Here is a 20,274-nt window from a genome sequence, read left to right on the forward strand (position 1 = left end):
ACACAAACAAATCGCATCCGTACAGCAGGCCTCAGAAATAAGGATATCCAGTGCGGGGAATCCTCACACTGGATACGGTAAATACGCTCATGAAGTTCATGGTTTTAAATGTCCGGCGTTCCCACATTCCATGGCACATCGGACTTCGGAATCGCCCTGTACATATGATCGACGATGAAACGATAGCCTTCCAGCTTCTGCGCCATATAACGGGGATCATTCCACAGGTTGCGCCGCTCCAGCGGGTCATTGTTCAGATCGTACAGCTCTCCGTAGCTTCGGTCCATGTAATGTACCGTCTTCAATCCCTGATGAATACAGCCCTTGATCGTGCCAGCCTCCATATAGACGGCTTCGCGGACCTTCTTCTCTCTTGCCTCATCCCAATATCCCGTGTAGGAATAACTCGACAGGGAGCTCGGGACCTCCCCTCCGGCCGCCTCCAGACAGGTTGCCGCTATGTCGATATTGAGCACGTCATCCTTCACCTCGAAGCCTTGGAAGCCTTGAATGGGCGGCTTAACAAAGAGAGGCACGCGCATCAGGCTGTCCGATAGACATTGCATCTTCTCCACCATGCCGAAGTCGCCCATAAAGTCGCCATGATCGGAGGTGTAGATGATTAGCGTGTTATCATACAGATTGTGCTCCTTCATGATTCGGATCAGGTCGCCGATCTTCCGATCAATGAGGCTGACATTAGCATAATAAGAGCGTTTTGTCTTCTTGAACGTTTCTTCCGAGAAATTTTTGAGATAAATATCGGCGTAGGAGCCCATCTTCTTGAAATGTGGAGGCTTCTCGTCCAGATCGGCGTAAGTGGACTCCGGAGCGGACAGCTTATCGTGATCATACAGCTCCGCATATTCCGTTCCTTCGCAGTCATAGGGATGATGCGGTCCGGAGAATGACAGGGTGAGGAACCACGGCTTATCGTCCGCTTGGGCGGCACGTCCCTTCTTATCCATCCATGCTTTGCCAAGCTCGCCTAAATAATCATCCAGATGATATTGGGACTCTACATTCCATGTGCCGCCGCTGATTAGCGTCTTGCTCATAACCGCTTTTCTATCGACGCCATGCTCCGCCAGATAATCCAGGTAGGGCTGAATCGTATCATCCGGATAGAAGGCGCTATGGCCGTCAATAATCATCTCTTCGTCATAGCCCCGCTTGATGGAGGAGCCGGCAAAGTGCTGCTTGCCAATAACAGCCGTATGGTAGCCCGCTTCCTGCAGACGAGTCATAAAGGTAGTCTCATGAGCGGGAAGCTGCGTAATAAAGGTCGGGCATTCACACTCCGACGGGAATTTGCCCGTCATAATCGCAGCCCGGGACGGCACGCAGGATGGATTGGCGCAGCGGGCATTGCTAAAGAAGACGCTGTCTCCAATCAGCTCATCCAGGTAAGGCGTCAGCACCTCCGGATTGATGCAGGAGAACGTATCGTTCCTCTGCTGATCCGTCATCAGAAACAAAATGTTTGGCTTGCTCTTATGGGCCATCTTACGACTTCCCCTTCCGTATCGTGATCCGCTTCACCGTATAATATTCTTCCAGACTGTAGACGGAGCAGTCCTTGCCAATGCCGCTTTCCTTCACGCCGCCATGCGGAAGCTCCACGGAATAATGGGGACCATTGACACATACCGTGCCCACCTCAAGCGATTCGGCAATATGAAGGATATCGTTAATATCGGTGCCGAACACATAAGAGGCAAGACCAAATTCAGTATTATTCGCCTCTTGAATAACCTGCTCCCGGTCCGAATAGGGCATAATAGGCATAACTGGCCCAAATATTTCTTCCTTGCAAATCCGCATGGACGGCGTCACATTCGTTATGATGGTCGGCTCCAGGTAGTAGCCCTTGTCGATGCCGCTCGGAATGCCTCCGCCTGCCGCAACTGTCGCGCCTTCTGCAACTGCGCTCGCGATGAGCTCCTGCACTCTGGAGCGATGCCCCGCCGAGATCATGGGGCCCATCCCCGCCTGGGGCTCGCGGCCCCAGCCCAGTGTAACCCGGTTCGCCTTCTCGACAGCCTTGGCTACAAAGGTCTCATATAACGATTCGTGTACGAACACGCGGTTCGGCGATACACAGATCTGGCCTGCATTGCCGAACTTCAGATTCACCAACTGCTCGCAAGCCGCCTCCACATCGGCGTCAGGCAGCACAATGGCAGGGGCATTGCCGCCAAGCTCCAGGGAGAAGCGTTTGATCGAGGTCGCAGATTGGCCTACTATCGCTTTGCCTGCGGAAGTGGATCCGATCAAGGTCAGCATACGCGGAATGGTGCTCGTGTTCATAACCGACGCCAGCTCGATCGTATCGCCTGTAATCAGGTTAATGACGCCCGCCGGGAATCCGATTTCCTCCGCGATCTCGCCGATCAGCAGCGTGGTCAGCGGCGTCAATGGCGACGGCTTGATAACGCAGGTACAGCCCGAGGCAAGCACCGGTCCAAGCTTATAGCCCAGATTCAACAGCGGGAAATTCCAGGCCAGATACCCGACCACAACGCCAACAGGCTGCCTCTTCATCAGGCTCATGATGCCTTGGTCCTCATCCTCGATTATACGGCCATGCAGCCGCTTGGCTTCCTCATAATAATATCTCAGGCATCTGGGCAGCATTTCCATATCCTCAGTAGCTTGAGGAAGCGGCTTGCCTGTCTCGCTCATGAGCACCTCCAGAATCTGCTCACGCCGCGCTTCAATCGCTTGGGCCAGACGCTCCATCCATTCTCCACGCTGCTTCAGCGAATAGCCGGACCATATAGGGAAAGCCTTCTGCGCCGCTTCCAGCGCCGTTTGCGCCTGCTCCTCCGTCGCTTTCATCAGCCTGCCCGCTTCTTGCTCAGTTGCCGGATTGTGTACAGCTAATGTCAGCCCGAGACCTTGAACCAAGCTGCCGTCTATATAATGTTTGTACATGTCATCTCCAGCTCCATTTCATTTATAAAATAATAATATATATTTAAATGATATCGACGCCACGTGGAGATGTCAATGTGTTTTTTGAACGGTATTGGATTGCCGAATTCACGAGCTCATTTTATATTTATTCAAATTGATTAAATATAAATTATATAGTATATTTCAAGTAATACCTTACAAGGAGTGATATCTAATGGCATCCGCCAATCGTCCCCATGTGTTTTTTCTGATGTGCGACGAGCTTAGAGCTGACAGCCTGGGATTTATGGGCAATTCAATCGTGAGAACCCCTCACCTGGATGAGCTTGCGCAGGATTCCGTCATCTTCGAGCAAGCCTATACAAACTGCCCGATGTGCGTGCCCGCCAGAGCCAGTCTCATGACCGGACGCAATCCGCTTAGCCATGGCATCCTAGACAATGCCATGCGTATGGTTGAAGACGAGCAGCCGCTGCCCGAGCTGCTTCGCGAGCACGGCTATACAACAACGATGTATGGCAAGCTGCATGTACACCGGACACCGGAGCAATGCGGCTTCGATGAATTTATGAACGGCTCCCCCGATCCCTATACCAGCTTCCTTGGAATCAAGGAGCCCGAGATGCGCCGCAAGTCCTCCTTCAAAAAAAATGAAGGCGACATCCCTCTGGTTATTCATGGGAAAAGCCCTACTCCTCCCGATCAAACCTCCTGTTCCCGGCTAACGGAGGCTTACATCGATCGAATTCAGGACGTGCCTCATTCGGATCATCCTATCTTTCATTATTTATCTCTTCTGGATCCCCATACGCCATATATGCCAACTCAGCCTTACGCGGATATGTACGATCCGGCGGAGCTGCCGCTGCCCGACAATGCCGGCCGAACGCTGGCGGACAAACCGATTACCCAACGCTACTTCCACAAGGTTCGCGGCTTCGACAAGCTGGATGCGGAGGATTACCGCAAAAGCATGTCCAGCTATTATGGCCTCGTCACTCATGTCGACGATCGGATCGGCAAGGTGATTGCCAAGCTGAAGGAGCTGGAGCTTTACGACAACTCGCTTATTATCTTTACCTCGGATCATGGCGCCATGATGGGAGAGCATGGCTTTATTGAGAAATGGGGACATATGTATGAGCCGGTGGTCCGGATTCCGCTTCTGGTGAAGCTGCCTGGCGGCCGCAACGGCGGCATGCGCCATCAGAGCTTCGCCGAAATTATCGATGTTATGCCAACGGTGCTGGATGCGGCACACATTCCAATTCCCGAAGGCGTGCAAGGCATGAGCCTGCTGCCGGTATGCCGGGGCGAGAAGGCGGTTCATCGCACGGAAGCGCACAGCCTCTATTATTGCGGGTCTATTCATACCGAGCCTGCCCTTATGATACGCGATGCGAGGTGGAAGCTGACGCATTACCCCGAGCAGGAGAATATTCACGACAAGCTGTACGGCGATCATTATTTGAAGTATTCCGCCTTCTTCGACCAGCCGCTGGTTGAAGGGGAGTTGTATGATCTGCAGCGGGACCCCTATGAGCAGAACAATCTGTTCGACGATCCCGCATACCTTGAGATCAAGGAAGGTCTGCTGAGCAAGCTGCGGAGCTGGAAGGAAGGCCTGGGGCCGCTCGCGGATTATCGGGGACTGGAGCAGGCGAATATGAACACGGTGTATAAGTTTATATTGGACCAAACCAATAATTGGACGAAGGTCGCCCATGCCATTCAAGGACAGAAGGGGCTTACCCAGTGCAAGAGGCAGCAGCCGGTTAATGTGGAGCAGTAAGTGGTAAAAAAGGTACTACTTTTGTATGGTATAGTGCATGGCTGTCCATATCCGGAACTCGTTAAAATAAAGGCAGCAGGACAATTCAGACTTAACTGGAGGGTATACCGTGGAACAGGATATGAGAAAAGTAAAGCCATTAAATATGACCGACGCCAAGTGGACAACAGGCTTCTGGGCGGATCGCTTCCACCTCTGCCATGAAGAAATGATTGATTCTATGGAGAAGGCCATTCATGTCAAAGAAAACGGCACCTATATGCCCAACTTCGAGGTAGCTGCTGGACTCAAGACGGACCGCCATTACGGAGAGGACTGGTCCGACGGCGATTGCTATAAATTTCTGGAGGCTTGCGCGCATGTGTATGCCATCAACAAGGACGCTGCGCTTGACCAGAAGATGGACAAGTACATTGGCTTTATCGCCAAGGCGCAGGATCCAGACGGCTACATCAGCACCAACATTCAGCTTAGCCACAAGAAGCGCTGGGGTCAGCGCATCTATCATGAGGACTATAACTTCGGACATCTGTTAACCGCGGCATGCGTGCATCACACCGCAACCGGCAAAACCAACTTCCTGGAGGTTGCGATCAAAGCAGCCGATTACCTGAACGAAACCTTCAATCCTTGTCCGAAGCATCTCATCCATTACGGCTGGAACCCTTCCAATATTATGGGCCTTGTTGATCTGCATCGCATCACAGGCAACGAGACCTACCTGAAGCTGGCCGATATCTTCATGACGATGAGAGGCGCCGGCTACGGAGGCGAGGATCAGAACCAGGACCGTACACCGCTGCGTGAAGAGACGGAAGCAACGGGACATGCTGTAACGGCTGTATACCTGTATGCTGGCGCTGCAGACGTCTACTCCCACACGGGCGAAGAGACTGTGATGCATGCGCTGGAGAAAATTTGGGACAATATGTATACCAAAAAAATGTACCTGACGGGCGGCATCGGCTCCATCTACAACGGCTTGTCCCCGAATGGCGACAAGATCTGGGAAGCGTTCGGCACCGACTACCATCTGCCTAACCGCTCCGCTTACACGGAGACCTGCGCCAATATCGGCAATGCGATGTGGTCGATGCGCATGTTCAGCCTGACTCAGGATCCCAAGTATATGGACGTGTTCGAGAAGGTTGTGTACAACAGCCTGCTGGGCTCCATGACCCTGGACGGCCACCACTTCTGTTATACCAATCCGCTGGAGACCAGAAACGGCAAGCTCTTCAACCACCACTCGGCGCAAACGCAGCATTTCAGAACCGAGAGATGGTTCACGCATACATGCTACTGCTGCCCGCCTCAGGTGCTTCGCACTCTGGCAAGATTAAATCAATGGGCATACGGTCAATCCAGTGACGGCCTGTATATTCATCTGTACAGCGGCAATGAATTGAATACCGTGCTGTCCTCAGGCGAGACGCTCAGCCTGACGATGAAATCCAGCTTCCCTGCTGAAGAGACGGTATTGATGACAATCAACAGCTCGCTGAATGCGGAGACCTCCATTCATCTTCGGATCCCGCAATGGGCTGACGGCGCAACGGTCAGAATCAACGGGGAAGAACAGGCTCAACCAGCGGCAGGCACTTACTTCGAGCTGAAGCGCAAATGGCAAGCCAACGATCAGATCGAGCTGGTGCTGCCTATGCGCGTGAAACGTATTGCGGCCAACCCAATGGTCGAAGAGGCTCGCGGCCAGGTTGCCTTCATGTACGGTCCGTTCGTCTACTGTCTGGAGAGCATTGATCTCCCTGAAGGCATGGCCATTGATCAGATTCGAATTCCGCTCTCTACGCGGTTCGAGGCCCGTTACGATCATGAGCTGCTGGGCGGCGTCACAACCTTGCATGGCACGGCGCTGAAGATCCCGCAGGAGGACCATTCCGACACCCTCTATAAGCCATTTGAAGCATTAGACATGGCAGAAATCGATGTAAGGCTTGTGCCTTATTACGCATGGAACAATCGTGGTCAGACCGATATGTCCGTCTGGCTGCCGCTGATCTAATACGCTTGATCCTGCCGGCCTTGGGCGAGTCCTCTCGTTCAAGGCCCGATTTATTGAAAGCTGCCCTTGTCATAATACCCCTTCTTGAGATAATCCGTAGGGCTGTAGCCGGTCACCTGCTTGAATATTCGGGTAAAATAATACGGATTGTTGTAGCCCAGCTTCTCGCTGATCTGCGAAATATTAAGCCGGCTTTCACTGAACAGCCGGATCGCCTCCTTCACCTTCGCCTCCATAATGAAGCGCCGGATCGACATGCCCGCTTCTCTGGAGAACACTCTGCTCATATAGGAATAGTTCAGCTGCAGGGACTCTGCCAGCTGCTCCGACCGAATATCCTCGTGCAGATGCCGCTGAACGAAGGCTTTCACATCATCATACAGCTTATGGCGTTTCCCGCTGGAGTCCGTCACATCCCGGTGCAAATCCAGCAGCAAGTCAAGAGTACCCACATTAAGCTTCAGCCGGTCGTAAGCCGTTCCCATCGCATAGTGATGCAAGAGCTTATTCATTCTGACGCAGATGCCCTGAAAGTCGCTCACCTTGAGACGTTTCAGCTCAATGGTTTGGGGCAATTGGCCCCTCAGCAGGCTCATTCCCTTAGCATCCGCAATCTCTGCCTCTGCTTCTGTCTCCGTCTCTGCCATCTGGTGATCATGCTCCTCCGTCTCCGGAGCGCCGAACGTAATCCAATACCATTCGGAGCCTGGCAGCGTTTGCGGCAAGCCATAGTGGCGCACGCCCCGCTTCATCAGGAAAACCTCGCCGGGCGAAATATGATATTCCGTGCCATCTTCAATAATATGGACAAGTCCTTCCCTGACAACAATCAACACGTCATGAGGCAGAACGCGGTCCATATGGGCCCACAATGCGGTTGTCCTGAACAAGCCAATATTGTCCACGGCGGGCACACGATCCGTTCGGAATTTGACGGTATGCTGCATAATCAGCAACGCCTCCTCTTGTTCCATTCCAACCAAAAGAGGAATCGCCGGAACGATTCCTCCATAAGCTTATCTATTCATCCTACCATTGATACAGGTCAGCCTTCAATATGCCTTACAAGCTCACGCGCATTGGACGTTATCGCGGCATAGTTATGCGCCATAACATCGGCATGGGAGACCAGACCGCTTCCGGCTCCGACCGCAATCGCACCAGCCTGTATATAAGCCGCCGCCAGCTTGGCTGTTATGCCGCCGACCGCCATGAATTTGACATGATTCAAGGGCGCTAACAGCTCCTTCACATAGCTCGGGCCAAAGGTCGTGCAAGGGAACAGCTTCACGTACGGCGCTCCCGCCGTTACAGCACGCACAACCTCCGTCGGCGTAAGCGCTCCGGGGATTGGGACGCTGGAGCGGGATAACGCCGCCTCAATCACTCTTTCATCCGTGTGGGGCGAGATTAGAAATTCGGCCCCTGCATCCGTCGCGCGTTCCACGTCCAGAGCGGTAATAACTGTCCCGGCGCCAATCGACATTTTCCCCTCGTATTGGCCCCTCATAGAGCGAATCCCCTCCAGAGCCCCCTCCGAGTTCAACGTAATTTCCGCTGCCCGAATTCCGCCCTCATAGAGCGCCTCCATCACATTGGGCAATCTGACCAGCGGGACATTGCGCAGAATGGCCACAACCTTGCTTGTCTCTATCTGCTGCTGTACGGTTAACATCCCTTCATCTCCTCTTTATATTGTCTGTATAGGCTCGCCGCTCCGTAGACGCTTAACCAGCCAGACTCTTCCTCCGGAACAACCCGAATGGCAATACTCGGGTAAACGTCCTTCAGAATAGGAACAACGATGGAAGGAAACAAGTTTCGTCCATATAATACGATTTCCTCGACATCGTACAGCATCTCTTCCGTCAGCATAGCTAAGTCCTGGCCAGCAATGACTCCGAGGAAAAAGCTTGTTGACGCTTGTTTATCTTGCTTGTCCAACACATTAAGCGTTCGAACTTGGAAAAGGGCGCGGCCCGCTCCATATTGCTTTACCGCCTCTACCCCTTTCCGTACCCAATCCGGATCCGGAACCACATCTTCTAGATGGAGTGTATTGTCTCTTAGCAGCGTATGGTTCATGACAGCCATCATCAGTTCGCCTGAGATCGACGTGCTGCTGCTTATGATGGAGCGCTCTCTGGTTCTGATCCATTTGTGGTGAGAGCCATAATGCATGAACAATCGTTCTTTATTAACCTCATTCCCTGATGTTAGTACCTCCAAAAAACCAAACAGCTCGGTCTCCTCGCCTCGTATCATATCGTGATTCGCCGACTCAGCTCCTAAGAATTTCACTCCGGGTACAAACAGAACAGGCTGAGGGAATAACTCCGGGATAGGATACCGCCTGATCGAGCCGATCAGTTCCGATAGATTGATCGGACCCATAAGATGTTCAATCTCCATCAACCCCGCGCTGGAGGTTATCATGCCGGAAGCGACAATGTCGCGGACCTCCTTCATCGCATCTGGTTCCGCGGCAGCAAGCTCTTCGTAGCTGTCCCTCAATGCCCTTTTTAATCCGGAGTTGCTTCCAGATTGCGCTGCGTCGCCCGCCCCTGTTTGCTTTGTGACGCTTGCCAGGAGCCTGTCGTCATCAAGCAATCTCATCCTGCAATTGGTTGTACCGCAGTCAATAACAATTACTTTCATCCCAGGATCCCCCTCTGTAAACCGCATACATTCGCAGCACGCTTCAAGCAGTCACCGCAAATTTGTCAATAATGTCCCGATTAATCTCCACACCAATACCAGGTCCATCCGGAATCGCCACCATACCATCCTTCATCGTAATGGCATGACCAATCAGATCCGCGCGGAATGGATGGGACGATTGGTCGTATTCCAGCATAGGCTCCTCAGGGAAGAGGCCCAGCGGGGTCGGCGCCAATGAAGCAATGAATTGGAGGGAGGCGGCAAGGCCAACTCCAGAGCCCCATACATGCGGAACCATCATCGTATTCCAGGCTTGCGCGAGCGTCGCAATCTTCTTGCATTCCGTGAAGCCTCCCGAGGAGCAGAGGTCCGGCTGCACAATGTCAAGCGCGCCTTGCGCAATCCAGTGACGGTAGCCCATCTTGCCGAACAGATTCTCACCGGAGGCAATCAATGTTCCTGTAAGATGGCGGATCGCTTTGTAGCCGTCAATATCCTCAGGAGCCAGCAGTTCTTCCATAAAATACAGCTTAGACGACTCCGACTCCAGCAGCAGCCTTCTTGCCAGTCCCGTGTTATAGGCGCCATTGGCATCCGCCATGAGCCGCATTTCCGGTCCCACCGCTTCCCGGACGGAGGTGATCAAGGCCAGATCCTCGTCTATGCCGAAGCCGATCTTAAGCTTCATGGCGCGAAGACCATTCGCCTTATGCTGCAACGCCTCTGCTACGCCATCCGCGGGGTAGCTGCCCTTCGCCGTCCGGTAAAAGCCGGTCGCATACGGCATAACCTGCGTGCGGAACGTGCCGCCGAGCAGCTTGCTGACGGGAAGGCCGCAGCTTTTGCCCTTAATGTCCCACAATGCGATATCAATGCCGCTTATAGCATTCACCGCCGCGCCGCCTTGGCCGTAAGGACGCGACAGATTGTACATTTCCTCCCAGAGCACATCCGTGTCATGAGGATCTCTTCCTATTAGAAGTGGCGCAAACGCGTGTCTAATAAAGGCGGCGGCAATCTCCGGCGGCTGGAGCCCATGGCACAGGCACTCTCCCCATCCTGTAATACCGGCATCCGTCTCGATCTCCACCAGCACCGAAGAACGCTGCTTCACCCAGCCTTGAGAGAAATAAAAAGGTTCCTCCAGCAGCGATTTCATGACGTGCACTTGAATGTTTGTTATCCGCATCCCGCATTCCCCTTTGCGTTCGATTACTTCAATTATACCCCCTTCTTTTTTTATGTCAAACATAATTTTATATATAAACTTTGAATGGAAAAATAAGACACTCCAGCTTTCAGCGCTGAAGCGTCTTGTTCACGCGGTCAATAATCATTATGCAGCCGGACCGAAACCCCGCCGTCGATCACCAGCGAGGAGCCCGTCATATAGGCTGCCTTGTCGCTTGCAAGAAAAGCGACCAGCTCGCCGATCTCGACAGGCTCCGCCATTCTCCCCAATGGGATATTGCGGGTCAGCTCGGCTTCTCTCGTCTTGCGTTCATCAGAGGCAATGCTGCTCAGGTAGCGGTCCATGCCTATGTTCCGCGTTAAACCAGGCAGCACACAGTTGATCCGGATGCCGAAGGGCGCCAGCTCCAGCGCAAGACTTCTCGACATCGCCGTAACTCCGCCCTTGATCGCTGCATAGGAGCTGAAGCCCGGAAGCGTAACATGGGCATGTACGGAGGCAATATTAATAATAGCGCCGGACTGATTCCGCTTCATATGGGGCAGCACCTGTTGAATCAGGAGGAACTGCCCCTTCAAGTCCGTACGCAGCACACGGTCCAATTCCTCCGATGGCATCTGCTCCACCGGCCTGTAATAATGAGTCCCTACATTATTAACCAGTAGGTGCACATCTCCGAATCGGGAGACGGCCTGCTCCACAGCCCCCTGCAGCTCCTCCTCCTTGGCTACATCTGTACGTATGAACAGCGCTTCACCGCCGGCGGCAGTCAGCTCCGACATGGCCGCTTGGCCGGCATCCTCGTTCCAGTCCAGCATAGCGACGCGGCAGCCCTCGCGAAGCAGCACTTCGACGATGCCTCTGCCAATACCTCCTGCTGCGCCCGTCACAATCGCAACCTTCCCAATCATATCGGCAATTCGCCTCCTTGTTCTGAAGCTGCTTAACCCTTCACACCTGAGAATGCCACACCCTTCTCGATATACTTCTGTGAGAAGAGGAAGATCAGCAGCAGCGGGATCATGGATACAAATGCGCTGGCCATCAGCATATTCTGCAGCACGCTTGGCTGATTCTGCAGGTCATTGAGCGCAACGGTAAACGTCCAATATTTCGGCGAGCTGTTGACGACAAGCGGCCATAGAAACTCATTCCATACCGGAATGAAGGTCATGACGCCAACAGTAGTAAAGATTGGAATAGAGAGCGGCGTCACGATCTGCAGGAACGTTCTAAGCTCGGTAGCGCCATCAACCCTGGCCGCCTGCAGCAGCTCCTTGGACACTTGGTCGAAGAAGCCCTTGAATAGGAAGATGATAATCCCCCAGGCGGTATGCGGCAAAATTACGGCGAGTAAGGAATTAACGAGACCCAAGTCCTTCATGAGCAGATACATCGGCAGCAATAAGGAAATATCAGGAATCATGATTGTAGCCAGGAAAAACATGATCCAGAAAAACTTCCATTTCTTACTCTCGATGAGATGCGCCAGCGTATATCCCGCAAGTCCGCCAAGCACCATCTGCACAAGGACGCTCGCCACTGTAATAATAGCACTGTTCAAGAAATATTGGGCGAAGCCCAGCGCCCCGGCCGTATCCTCCGCGATTTTGTTGAGCGCCATATAGCTGCTGAATACACGAACCCAGTTGGATTGTTCGCTAATGGCAACAACTTGACCCTTTATTAATTCATTGGATTGATAGAAGGCAGAGAAGCGGCTGGACAGATCGGACTCCGCAATAGACGGCGTTACCGCTATACTCTTCCCGCTGTCACCCTCCCATTCGAACTTGGACAGCTTGTTCTCCTGGATGATAGGCAGCTTCTTATCCATCATCTTGTCATTGAAGATCGTGGTTGGCACAACCTTAGGCTGTCCGACAAAGAACATAGAGGAGACGGTCTCTGCTGTATAGAGCTTACGACCGTCCTTCACGCCTGTGATAGTCACATCGCCAATGCTCTCGCGGATATTTTTCATCCACGGATACCACATCGCTCTCATGGCGTCCTTCTCGTAGAATGCCGGATCAGTCTCATCCATTCCTGTGTAATCAATTGTCACTTGAATGGATTGGGGAATCGTCGGCAGCCACTTGGGTGGATAGGAGTTAATATCCTTCTCCGTCTTGAGCGAGGAGGCGAACATCCACAGAATAGGGATTAACGCAAAGATTACGAACGATATTGTCACCACATAGGCCGTAATCTTTAGCGATCTTCCCCCTTTTTCCCTTATGCGAGTGCGTTCCATATGATCAATCCTTTTCTGCGGAAATTTTATTCTGAATGATGGTCAGTAACGCAATGACGATAAACATAAATACGGATACCGCACCGGATATGCCGAATCGAGATTGCTGGAAGGCTGAGTTGACAACAAGCATGGACACGACCGTTGTGCTGCCTGCTGGTCCGCCTTGCGTCATAATGTAAATATGGTCATAAGCAAGCAGGACGCTTGACATGAAAGCCACAAATTGAATGACAATAATAAATTTGATATTGGGCAGAAGCATCGTCCACATCCTTCTCCATGGACCTGCTCCATCCATCTTCGCCGCCTCCAATATTTCCGTTGGTATGGACTTCAGTGCGGAATAATACAACAGCAGTGCTATTCCGTTGCCGGCGAATACGGCAGGCAGAACGATTGCAAGCTTCGTCATCGTGGCGTCATTGAGCCACAGGTATGGACCTAATCCTATAAAACCAAGCCAGTAGTTCAGCAAGCCAAAATCCGGGTTATACATCCATTTCCATACGAGCACCCCGCCTACAAGAGGCATGATGGTTGGCAATTGATACATGAAACGGAAGAAAGCATTGCCCCGTCGAATATCATACAGGAACAAAGCTTGAACAATGGGAATCCAGAATGTAAGGACCAAATATAGACCAAAGAATATAAACGTATTCGAAATCGCTTGCCAGAACGTAGTTGATTTCAAAAATTCCGTATAATTGGCGAAGCCGATGAATTTACCAGGCGGATTAACGATGCTATAGTCAAAAAAACTAATATAGGCCATATTCATTAATGGATAATACTTAAACATCACATAACAAATTACAGAAGGCAACAAAAACAAAACCGGCACCCAGCGAATGTTTAATTTACGCAACATATGTCTCCCTCACCCCAGGAACGGCTATCGGGATTCCCCCGGCCGGGGGAATCCCAATGGCTATTATTTTTTAACTTCTTGATTGTATTTGTCTACGACTTCACGCTGTGCCAGATCTTGCGCCTTCTGCATAACCGCCATTGGATCCGCCTTCTCATCCAGGAGCACCTCTTGAACAGCTTTGACCACATAAGGGCTCAGACGCGCTTTCAGGAAGTATTCCAGACGCCCTTCGCCGGCAGCCGCTTGCACGTTCTCAATCAGCTCTTGGGGCATACCTTCTACGAATTGGGATGCGTCAACATCAGATCTTACATTCAGTAGATTCGGGAAGATTCCGTTATCCATTTGATATTGCAGCAGGCCATCCTGTACTTCCTTTGACATCAGGTACGTTGCGTATGTGAACGCCGCTTGCTGCTTCTCTGGCGTTGCCTTCGGATTAAAGATCCACACCGCGCCGCCTACCTGTGCTGGGGATGTTCCGCCTGGGCCCGGAGGCAGTGCGGAGAAGCCAATATTTTCAATATCCATGCCCGAGGATACCATACCGCCGAACCAGTTGGATGCCGCAATCATCGAAGCTGCGCGTCCTTGATAGAAGTCATTGGTATTCTCATCCAGGCTTTGTACCACATTTTTTTGTGTCGCTTTATACTTGAATTTCAGATCTTGGTAGTATTGAAGCGCCTTTACGGCAGGCTCAGATGTGAAGGTCAGCTTAGCGCTTCCATCTTCCTGCTGCTCGGTCAGGTCGCCGCCGGCTTGCCATACATAATATTCGAAGAACCAGTCCGCCCAATCCATACCCAGCAGAGCGTAGCCATATTGATTTTTGGAGGCGTCCGTCAGCTTCTGCGCCGCTTCTCCAAAGGACTCCCAGTCCTTCAAGGCTTCTTTTTCATCCAGGCCCGCGTCAGCAAACATTTGTTTGTTGTAAGCCAGTCCCGTTACATACATGAAGTTCGGAATGCCGTAAATTTTGCCGTCTCTTGTAGCTGCCTGTGTAGCGGATGGCAGGAACATATCCTTCTCCGAGTAGTTGTTCCACAGCTCCGTAATATCAGCCGCAATGCCTTGGTCGATGTAGGATTCCATATCCGGGAACGCATTTGCGTACAGATCCGGCTGCTCGCCGCCTACAACGGCTGTCATGAACTGCTCTCTTTCTTTGGTCAGCGTCTGCATGACGTGTTCAACCTTGATATTGGGATACTTCTCGGCGAAATCCTTGAACACCTGCTCCCAATATGGCTTAGCCGGGTCGCCGTCCTGCGGCATGTCCCATGATACAATCTCAACCAGTTCATCCGTAGCAGGCGGTGCTGACGCGGCATCGTCTCCGTTGCCGCTTCCATTATTGCCGCCGCCGTTGTTGCCGGAGCATGCTGCCATGAACAGCGATACAACAAGAGTCAGGGCCAGAACAGCCATTAGCTTTGCTTTCTTTTTCACTGATAGTTCCCCCATTCGAGTGATGTGCTTAAACTTTGCTTTGCTTTGCTTTACACTTCTTATTGTAGAAGGAATGGGGGCGTGAGCTGTAAGAATATATTAAGCGGTTCATACGAAAATCTTAACCATACATACAGAAACGAGCGGAAGCCTTGGAAGGCTGTCCGCTCGCCTGGATTAGTCGAACTCCATATTATAAGCGTCAATGACCTCGCGCTGAGCTTTCTCCTGCGCTCGGGTGAGGGCATCATATGGCTTTGTGTTTTCATTCAGCAGAACCTCCTGAACCGCAGCAGAGACATAAGGGCTTAGACGGGACTTCAGGAAATATTCAAGCCGACTCCCCTCGGCTGCCCGCTGAATACTGCGGAAAAGCTCCTCCGGCATCCCTTCGGCGTAAGAGATAGGATCAACATCCTCCCGCACTGACAATAGATTGGGCAGCATACCGTGCTCCTTCTGGAATCGAAGCATCTCCTCCAACGCGTATTTGGAGGTCATGAAGGTCGCGTAGGTGAAGGCTGCCTGCTGCTTCTCTTCCGACGCGTTCGGGTTCAAGATCCAGATACCTCCGCCCACCTGCGCAAGTGACACGCCAGCGGGACCCTTCGGAAACGTCGTCACTCCGATATCATCCATATCAACCCCAGATTCCAGCATTTCCCCGAACCAGTTGGAGGTCGCAATCATCGTCGCGGCGCGTCCAGAGTAGAAGTCTTTTTTGTTGTCATCTAGACTTTGCAGCGTGTTGGGCTGCGTCACGCCATAGCGGAACTTCAAATCTTGATAATAGCTCAGCGCCTGAACCGCGGCATTGGAATTAAAGGTCAGCTGCACGGTTCCATCAGGATTCTTGCTGGTGAGATCGCCTCCGGCTTGCCACACATAATATTCATAGAACCAATCCGCCCACTCGGTGCCCAGAATGGTATAGCCATATTGGTTGCTGGAGCGGTCGGTCACTTGCTCCGCCGCCGCTGCGAAGGAGTCCCAATTCAGGAACGCTTCCTCCGGATTGATGCCATTCTCCTCAAAAATCCGTTTGTTATACGCCAAGGCTGTCACATACATGAAGTTAGGAATGCCATAGATTCGTCCATCCTTCTCCGTTGTTGCCATAGCAATGGAGGAATAGTGTGCGTTGTCCGGATATTGTGCCCACATCTCTGTAATATCGGCAGGTATGCCCTGATCGATGTACGACTCCATATCGGGAAACGCGGCATTATACAAATCCGGCTGCTCGCCCCCCGCGACTGCTGTCATAAACTGCTCGCGCTCCTTCTGGAAGGCCGCCTCCATATGAATGACCCGGATATGGGGATAGGTCTGCTCGAATTCCTGAAACATCCGATCGTAATATGGCTTCTCCGCCGAGCCCGCGAATGGCTTGTCCCAGACAACAATTTCGACAACAGGGTCCGTCAAGCCGTCTTCCAGCTTCAGATGGTTATTCCCGGAGCACGCGGTCAGAGACAGTATGAACCATAGGACAGCGACCGCCGCTAATGTCGCTCTTGTCACAATACCTGCAACCATCTTTATCCCCCTCCTTTCTACGCATGCGGAGCGCCCTTATCCCTATATTGGCCTGGCGTTGCGCCAAAGCGCTTGCGAAATACGCCTCCGAAATAAGCCGCATCGTCGAAGCCGACCCTCTCGCTGATATCGCGTATCTTCATATCGGTCTCCACCAGCAGCCGAGCCGCCTCCTTCATCCGAAGCCCATTCAAGAAATCGACAAAGGATTCCCCGTATTTCTCCTTAAAGCGCTTGGAGAAGTAATTGGGATGAATAAAGAACCGTTCCGCAATCATCGCCAACTGGATAGGCTCTGCGTAATGGCGCTCCAAGTAGAGCCTAACCGCCTCCATAATTTCTTTTCCTTCAATATTATTGGATTTGGACAATAAGCCAATCATATTCGTAACGAGCCGCTTCATCTGCTCGACGATCTCATGCCATGCTGTTGCTTGCTGCAGCTCTCGCTGCAAATCTGTCAGCTCGCCGATCGCCCACTGCGAATCCGTGGCATGGTTGATCCAATATTTATTGAGGAATAGATACAAATCCACGCAGAACCATTCCACCATCACATAGCTGGAGGCGGGCTCCTGCACAATGGCGCCAAGTCGCCGCTCGATCCACTTGTGAACCTTGTCCTTCTCCCACTTGCCCAGCCAATCCTCCAGAAGCTTGACATCCTCTTGGCCGATAAAGGACTTCCGTTGCGCCTCTTGGCCCCCATTCGCTGCGCCCTGGGCCTGATAGATCCGATTCCCTCCATGAAGGATCGCGTTCCTGGCGATCTGCTTTGCTTCCCGGTAGCTCTCCTGCACCTTCGCCATTTGTGGCTGATAAGGCCCTACGCCTATCGTGACTCCCAGCTTCAGATACTTCCGAATGCCGAACGAAATCGCTTCCAGCGTATAGGTCACTCCCGCGCTGTCCTGCCCCTTCTGAAGTCCAAGCACGTACACCAGCTCGAAGCGCCTCAGCGAATGATGCACAAGGATGCCCCTGATAGCATTGGACAGGAAGCGCTCCGTTACAATATTTTTGATTGCGAACCAGAGCAGCTCCTCCTCACCTGGACCAAAGGAGCCATGAGGCACCTTGAACGGCTCCAATTGGAGGACAACGGCCGTAAAGGCAGCTCCATGCTTCGCAAGCTCATCCAGCTCGCTGCTGGCCTCCGCAAAGTCCTCTTCCTGCAGGAATTGGGTTAGCGCCTGCTGACGGGAAGCCTCCTGGCTTGTTTCGGCCACGCTCTTCAGCTCCTGAATCATCTGATCCGTCTGCTGCTCCGCCTCTCTGCGCTCCAACAGCTCCATCAACGTAGCATACAGCTCATCGTCCTCCAGCGGCTTCACCAGATAATTGCTGACTCCGTATTTGATCGCTTGCCTGGCGTAATCAAATTGATCATAGCCGGTGACAATGATCAGCTTAACCCGGGCATCCAGCTCCAACGCGTGTCGGATAAATGTCAGTCCGTTCATGCCAGGCATATGAATATCCGTTACAATCAGGTCCGGCTTGGCTGTCTTCATCAGCTCCAGCCCCTTGAGCCCGTCCCCCGCTTCCGCTACGACCTCTACAGGCAAAGCGGTCAGACGAATCTTATGGATGATGCCTTGTCGAATAATGGGCTCGTCATCCAACACCATAATTCTCATATCGTTTAAGCCTCCTGGTCGGGCAAATAGGTTTTGATCGTAATGGAAAAGGTTGTCCCATATTGCTCGTCGCTGCTGAACGTAATGCCGCATTCCGGACCATATAACATGCGGATGCGAGATTGCACATTGTGAAGGCCAATAGAAGCTTGTTGTTGTTCAAGCCCTGCAGGAGCATCCTCCAGCTGCAGCAGCTCCCGCAGCCACTGCTGACGCTCCTCATCAATGACCAATCCATTATTCCATATTTTCACCTGCAGCTCGTCCTGGCCCAGAGAAATCGCTTCAATACGAACGATCCCGCCATCGATGCTGTGGCTGATCCCATGATTGACGCTGTTCTCCACTAGCGGCTGGAACAGAAGCTTCGGGATGGGCACCCGCTCCAGACCCGGCTCCAAATAAATGGTATAGTCCAGCCTGCTGTCGAACCGGATTTTTTGAATGGACAAATACAGCCTGATTTGCTGAAATTCCGCATCCAGCTTAGACACATCATTGCCGCTTATATTATAACGGAACATTTTGGCCAGCGAGCGGCTGATCAGAGATACTCGTTCGTCCCCGTGCAGCGACGAGATACTATCGATAATGCCTAAGGTGTTGTACAGGAAATGGGGATTAATCTGCGATTGCAGCGATTTGATTTCCGCATTTTTTTTCACTATTTCCGATTCATATACCTTGCTGATCAGACGGTTGATCTCCCTGGTCATACGATTGAAGGATTTGCTCAGATACCCGATCTCATCCTCGGTACGCACGGGAAGCACGACGGAATAATTGCCCTTCTCAATCGCTTTCATGCCTTTGCTGAGCAGCTTAAGCGGCGTAATGGTGCGGGACGATATAAATCCCGCCAGCAGCATGGAGAACAGCAGGGTGAACACGCCAATCCAGATCGTCCGCTTCGTGAAATTGTCGGCAGACTCCGTCAGCACCCGAGTAGGCACCTCCGTAACGACAAGCCAGCCCGTATGACCCAGACTGTCATAAGCGATCAATTGGTTTTCTCCTAAGCTGGAACGGTAATAGTGGCCTTTGCTCTGGCTGCCCACCATCAGCAGCTCCTCAGCGGTCAAGATGCGCTTGCCCCGCTCAGCGGCATGCCTGGAATACACGATGGTGCCATGCTCCTTATCCACCAGATAGGTTCTGCCCTCTCGGCTCCCCTCGCTTTCCGCCAGCCACTGCTCCAGCGATTCCGATGACAGCGTAAAATGCATCACACCAATAATGGGACCGGGCGATGTCAAGGTAATTTGTCGAATCGCTTGGACGTACGACAGCGTGTAACCGACCTGCTGTCCTGACGCGCTGGGATTGTACATGTCCGTAGGCAGCCACAAGCCTTTGCCATTGGCTCCAATCGCGACATCCGTCAAGCGCTGCATTTCACTGGGGGCAATCAGGGTGGATACCAGACCGCCTACCCGCATAGAAAAGCCGTCAAGCTGCGAGATCACCACATTCGATACAATGGGATGATTGTATACAAAATTGGATATTTTGCCGCGGTAAGAGCTTTGTCCCTCCGGATCCGTGCCCATACCGCGCACAAACTGATGAAAGTCGAAGTCTCCAAAGTAGTTCCAGGCAAAGCTTTTGACGTTCGTCATATTTGCGTTCAGCGTGGAAGCGGATTGCTGCGTCAGGCGAAGATGACTATCTACTGCCTGTGCCCGCAAGTCATTAGCCGTTCGGAAATAGAAGTCGAACAGGAGCACGAATACGATTAAAGCGATAATAATCAAATAAGACAATAATATTTTGCGATACAGGGACTTGTCGATGTATCGGCTTATAGCATACAAGATCCGCAATGCTCCACCTCTCCTTCCCGGTATCACGTCCTCTTATTGTAAGGGATGAGATACAAAGTGGAAAAGAGCACCCGTTTCCAATTGGAAACAAAGTGCTCA

The 20,274-nt window shown here is 52.1% G+C and carries 15 protein-coding genes; 2 read left to right on the forward strand and 13 right to left on the reverse strand.

The features are described 5' to 3' along the window. Window positions 1-104 precede the first annotated feature (104 nt). Both GE073_RS13235 and GE073_RS13240 read right to left on the reverse strand, forming a co-directional pair. Window positions 105-1,505, reverse strand: a complete 1,401-nt coding sequence (locus GE073_RS13235; protein WP_153783656.1) for a sulfatase family protein — start codon at window positions 1,503-1,505, stop codon at window positions 105-107. Window position 1,506: 1 nt separating this feature from the next. Beyond that, window positions 1,507-2,937, reverse strand: a complete 1,431-nt coding sequence (locus GE073_RS13240) for an aldehyde dehydrogenase family protein (RefSeq protein ID WP_153783657.1) — start codon at window positions 2,935-2,937, stop codon at window positions 1,507-1,509. 196 nt (window positions 2,938-3,133) lie between these two features. Between GE073_RS13240 and GE073_RS13245 the strand changes: the two genes are divergently transcribed. Together GE073_RS13245 and GE073_RS13250 are read left to right on the forward strand one after the other, a co-directional pair. Beyond that, complete coding sequence (locus tag GE073_RS13245; protein WP_153783658.1) at window positions 3,134-4,711, forward strand: sulfatase family protein; 1,578 nt, start codon at window positions 3,134-3,136, stop codon at window positions 4,709-4,711. 109 nt (window positions 4,712-4,820) lie between these two features. After that, on the forward strand, window positions 4,821-6,734 hold the full coding sequence (locus GE073_RS13250) for a glycoside hydrolase family 127 protein (RefSeq protein WP_153783659.1): 1,914 nt from the start codon (window positions 4,821-4,823) through the stop codon (window positions 6,732-6,734). A 50-nt stretch (window positions 6,735-6,784) separates the two neighbouring features. On the opposite strand, the gene GE073_RS13255 is transcribed toward GE073_RS13250, so the two are convergent. From GE073_RS13255 to GE073_RS13305, 11 genes are all read right to left on the reverse strand, one after another. Continuing rightward, window positions 6,785-7,681 (reverse strand): AraC family transcriptional regulator, encoded by an 897-nt coding sequence (locus tag GE073_RS13255; RefSeq protein ID WP_194843361.1) that lies wholly within the window; start codon window positions 7,679-7,681, stop codon window positions 6,785-6,787. A 98-nt stretch (window positions 7,682-7,779) separates the two neighbouring features. Next, window positions 7,780-8,409 carry a bifunctional 4-hydroxy-2-oxoglutarate aldolase/2-dehydro-3-deoxy-phosphogluconate aldolase gene (locus tag GE073_RS13260; RefSeq protein ID WP_153783661.1) on the reverse strand — a complete coding sequence of 210 codons (630 nt, stop codon included), beginning with the start codon at window positions 8,407-8,409 and terminating at the stop codon, window positions 7,780-7,782. Continuing rightward, window positions 8,403-9,392, reverse strand: coding sequence for a 2-dehydro-3-deoxygalactonokinase (locus tag GE073_RS13265; RefSeq protein ID WP_194843362.1), 990 nt, complete (start codon window positions 9,390-9,392; stop codon window positions 8,403-8,405). The genes GE073_RS13260 and GE073_RS13265 overlap by 7 nt, the downstream gene beginning before the upstream one ends. A gap of 43 nt (window positions 9,393-9,435) precedes the next feature. After that, on the reverse strand, window positions 9,436-10,554 hold the full coding sequence (locus GE073_RS13270) for a mandelate racemase/muconate lactonizing enzyme family protein (protein ID WP_267238410.1): 1,119 nt from the start codon (window positions 10,552-10,554) through the stop codon (window positions 9,436-9,438). A 167-nt stretch (window positions 10,555-10,721) separates the two neighbouring features. Continuing rightward, entirely contained in the window at window positions 10,722-11,498 is a 777-nt protein-coding gene (locus GE073_RS13275) for an SDR family NAD(P)-dependent oxidoreductase (protein ID WP_153783664.1), read from the reverse strand. A 32-nt stretch (window positions 11,499-11,530) separates the two neighbouring features. Next, window positions 11,531-12,844 carry a carbohydrate ABC transporter permease gene (locus GE073_RS13280; protein WP_153783665.1) on the reverse strand — a complete coding sequence of 438 codons (1,314 nt, stop codon included), beginning with the start codon at window positions 12,842-12,844 and terminating at the stop codon, window positions 11,531-11,533. A gap of 4 nt (window positions 12,845-12,848) precedes the next feature. Beyond that, window positions 12,849-13,718, reverse strand: a complete 870-nt coding sequence (locus GE073_RS13285) for a carbohydrate ABC transporter permease (RefSeq protein WP_153783666.1) — start codon at window positions 13,716-13,718, stop codon at window positions 12,849-12,851. A 63-nt stretch (window positions 13,719-13,781) separates the two neighbouring features. Continuing rightward, complete coding sequence (locus GE073_RS13290; RefSeq protein ID WP_228551496.1) at window positions 13,782-15,173, reverse strand: extracellular solute-binding protein; 1,392 nt, start codon at window positions 15,171-15,173, stop codon at window positions 13,782-13,784. A 177-nt stretch (window positions 15,174-15,350) separates the two neighbouring features. After that, window positions 15,351-16,712: an extracellular solute-binding protein gene (locus tag GE073_RS13295; RefSeq protein ID WP_153783668.1), complete on the reverse strand. Its 1,362-nt coding sequence runs from the start codon at window positions 16,710-16,712 to the stop codon at window positions 15,351-15,353. 17 nt (window positions 16,713-16,729) lie between these two features. Then, entirely contained in the window at window positions 16,730-18,352 is a 1,623-nt protein-coding gene (locus tag GE073_RS13300) for a response regulator (RefSeq protein ID WP_194843363.1), read from the reverse strand. A 5-nt stretch (window positions 18,353-18,357) separates the two neighbouring features. After that, window positions 18,358-20,175, reverse strand: a complete 1,818-nt coding sequence (locus GE073_RS13305; protein ID WP_153783670.1) for a cache domain-containing sensor histidine kinase — start codon at window positions 20,173-20,175, stop codon at window positions 18,358-18,360. Between the last annotated feature and the right edge of the window lie 99 nt (window positions 20,176-20,274).

Source organism: Paenibacillus sp. B01 (assembly GCF_009649995.1).
GTDB lineage: Bacteria > Bacillota > Bacilli > Paenibacillales > Paenibacillaceae > Paenibacillus_O > Paenibacillus_O pasadenensis.

Excerpts from the sequence above, each read along its gene's own strand:
- GE073_RS13235 (WP_153783656.1), bottom strand. The coding sequence starts at position 1,505 with ATGGCCCATAAGAGCAAGCCAAACATTTTGTTTCTGATGACGGATCAG.
- GE073_RS13240 (WP_153783657.1), bottom strand. The coding sequence starts at position 2,937 with ATGTACAAACATTATATAGACGGCAGCTTGGTTCAAGGTCTCGGGCTG.
- GE073_RS13245 (WP_153783658.1), top strand. The coding sequence starts at position 3,134 with ATGGCATCCGCCAATCGTCCCCATGTGTTTTTTCTGATGTGCGACGAG.
- GE073_RS13255 (WP_194843361.1), bottom strand. The coding sequence starts at position 7,681 with ATGCAGCATACCGTCAAATTCCGAACGGATCGTGTGCCCGCCGTGGAC.
- GE073_RS13260 (WP_153783661.1), bottom strand. The coding sequence starts at position 8,409 with ATGTTAACCGTACAGCAGCAGATAGAGACAAGCAAGGTTGTGGCCATT.
- GE073_RS13265 (WP_194843362.1), bottom strand. The coding sequence starts at position 9,392 with ATGAAAGTAATTGTTATTGACTGCGGTACAACCAATTGCAGGATGAGA.
- GE073_RS13270 (WP_267238410.1), bottom strand. The coding sequence starts at position 10,554 with ATGAAATCGCTGCTGGAGGAACCTTTTTATTTCTCTCAAGGCTGGGTG.
- GE073_RS13275 (WP_153783664.1), bottom strand. The coding sequence starts at position 11,498 with ATGATTGGGAAGGTTGCGATTGTGACGGGCGCAGCAGGAGGTATTGGC.
- GE073_RS13280 (WP_153783665.1), bottom strand. The coding sequence starts at position 12,844 with ATGGAACGCACTCGCATAAGGGAAAAAGGGGGAAGATCGCTAAAGATT.
- GE073_RS13285 (WP_153783666.1), bottom strand. The coding sequence starts at position 13,718 with ATGTTGCGTAAATTAAACATTCGCTGGGTGCCGGTTTTGTTTTTGTTG.
- GE073_RS13295 (WP_153783668.1), bottom strand. The coding sequence starts at position 16,712 with ATGGTTGCAGGTATTGTGACAAGAGCGACATTAGCGGCGGTCGCTGTC.
- GE073_RS13300 (WP_194843363.1), bottom strand. The coding sequence starts at position 18,352 with ATGAGAATTATGGTGTTGGATGACGAGCCCATTATTCGACAAGGCATC.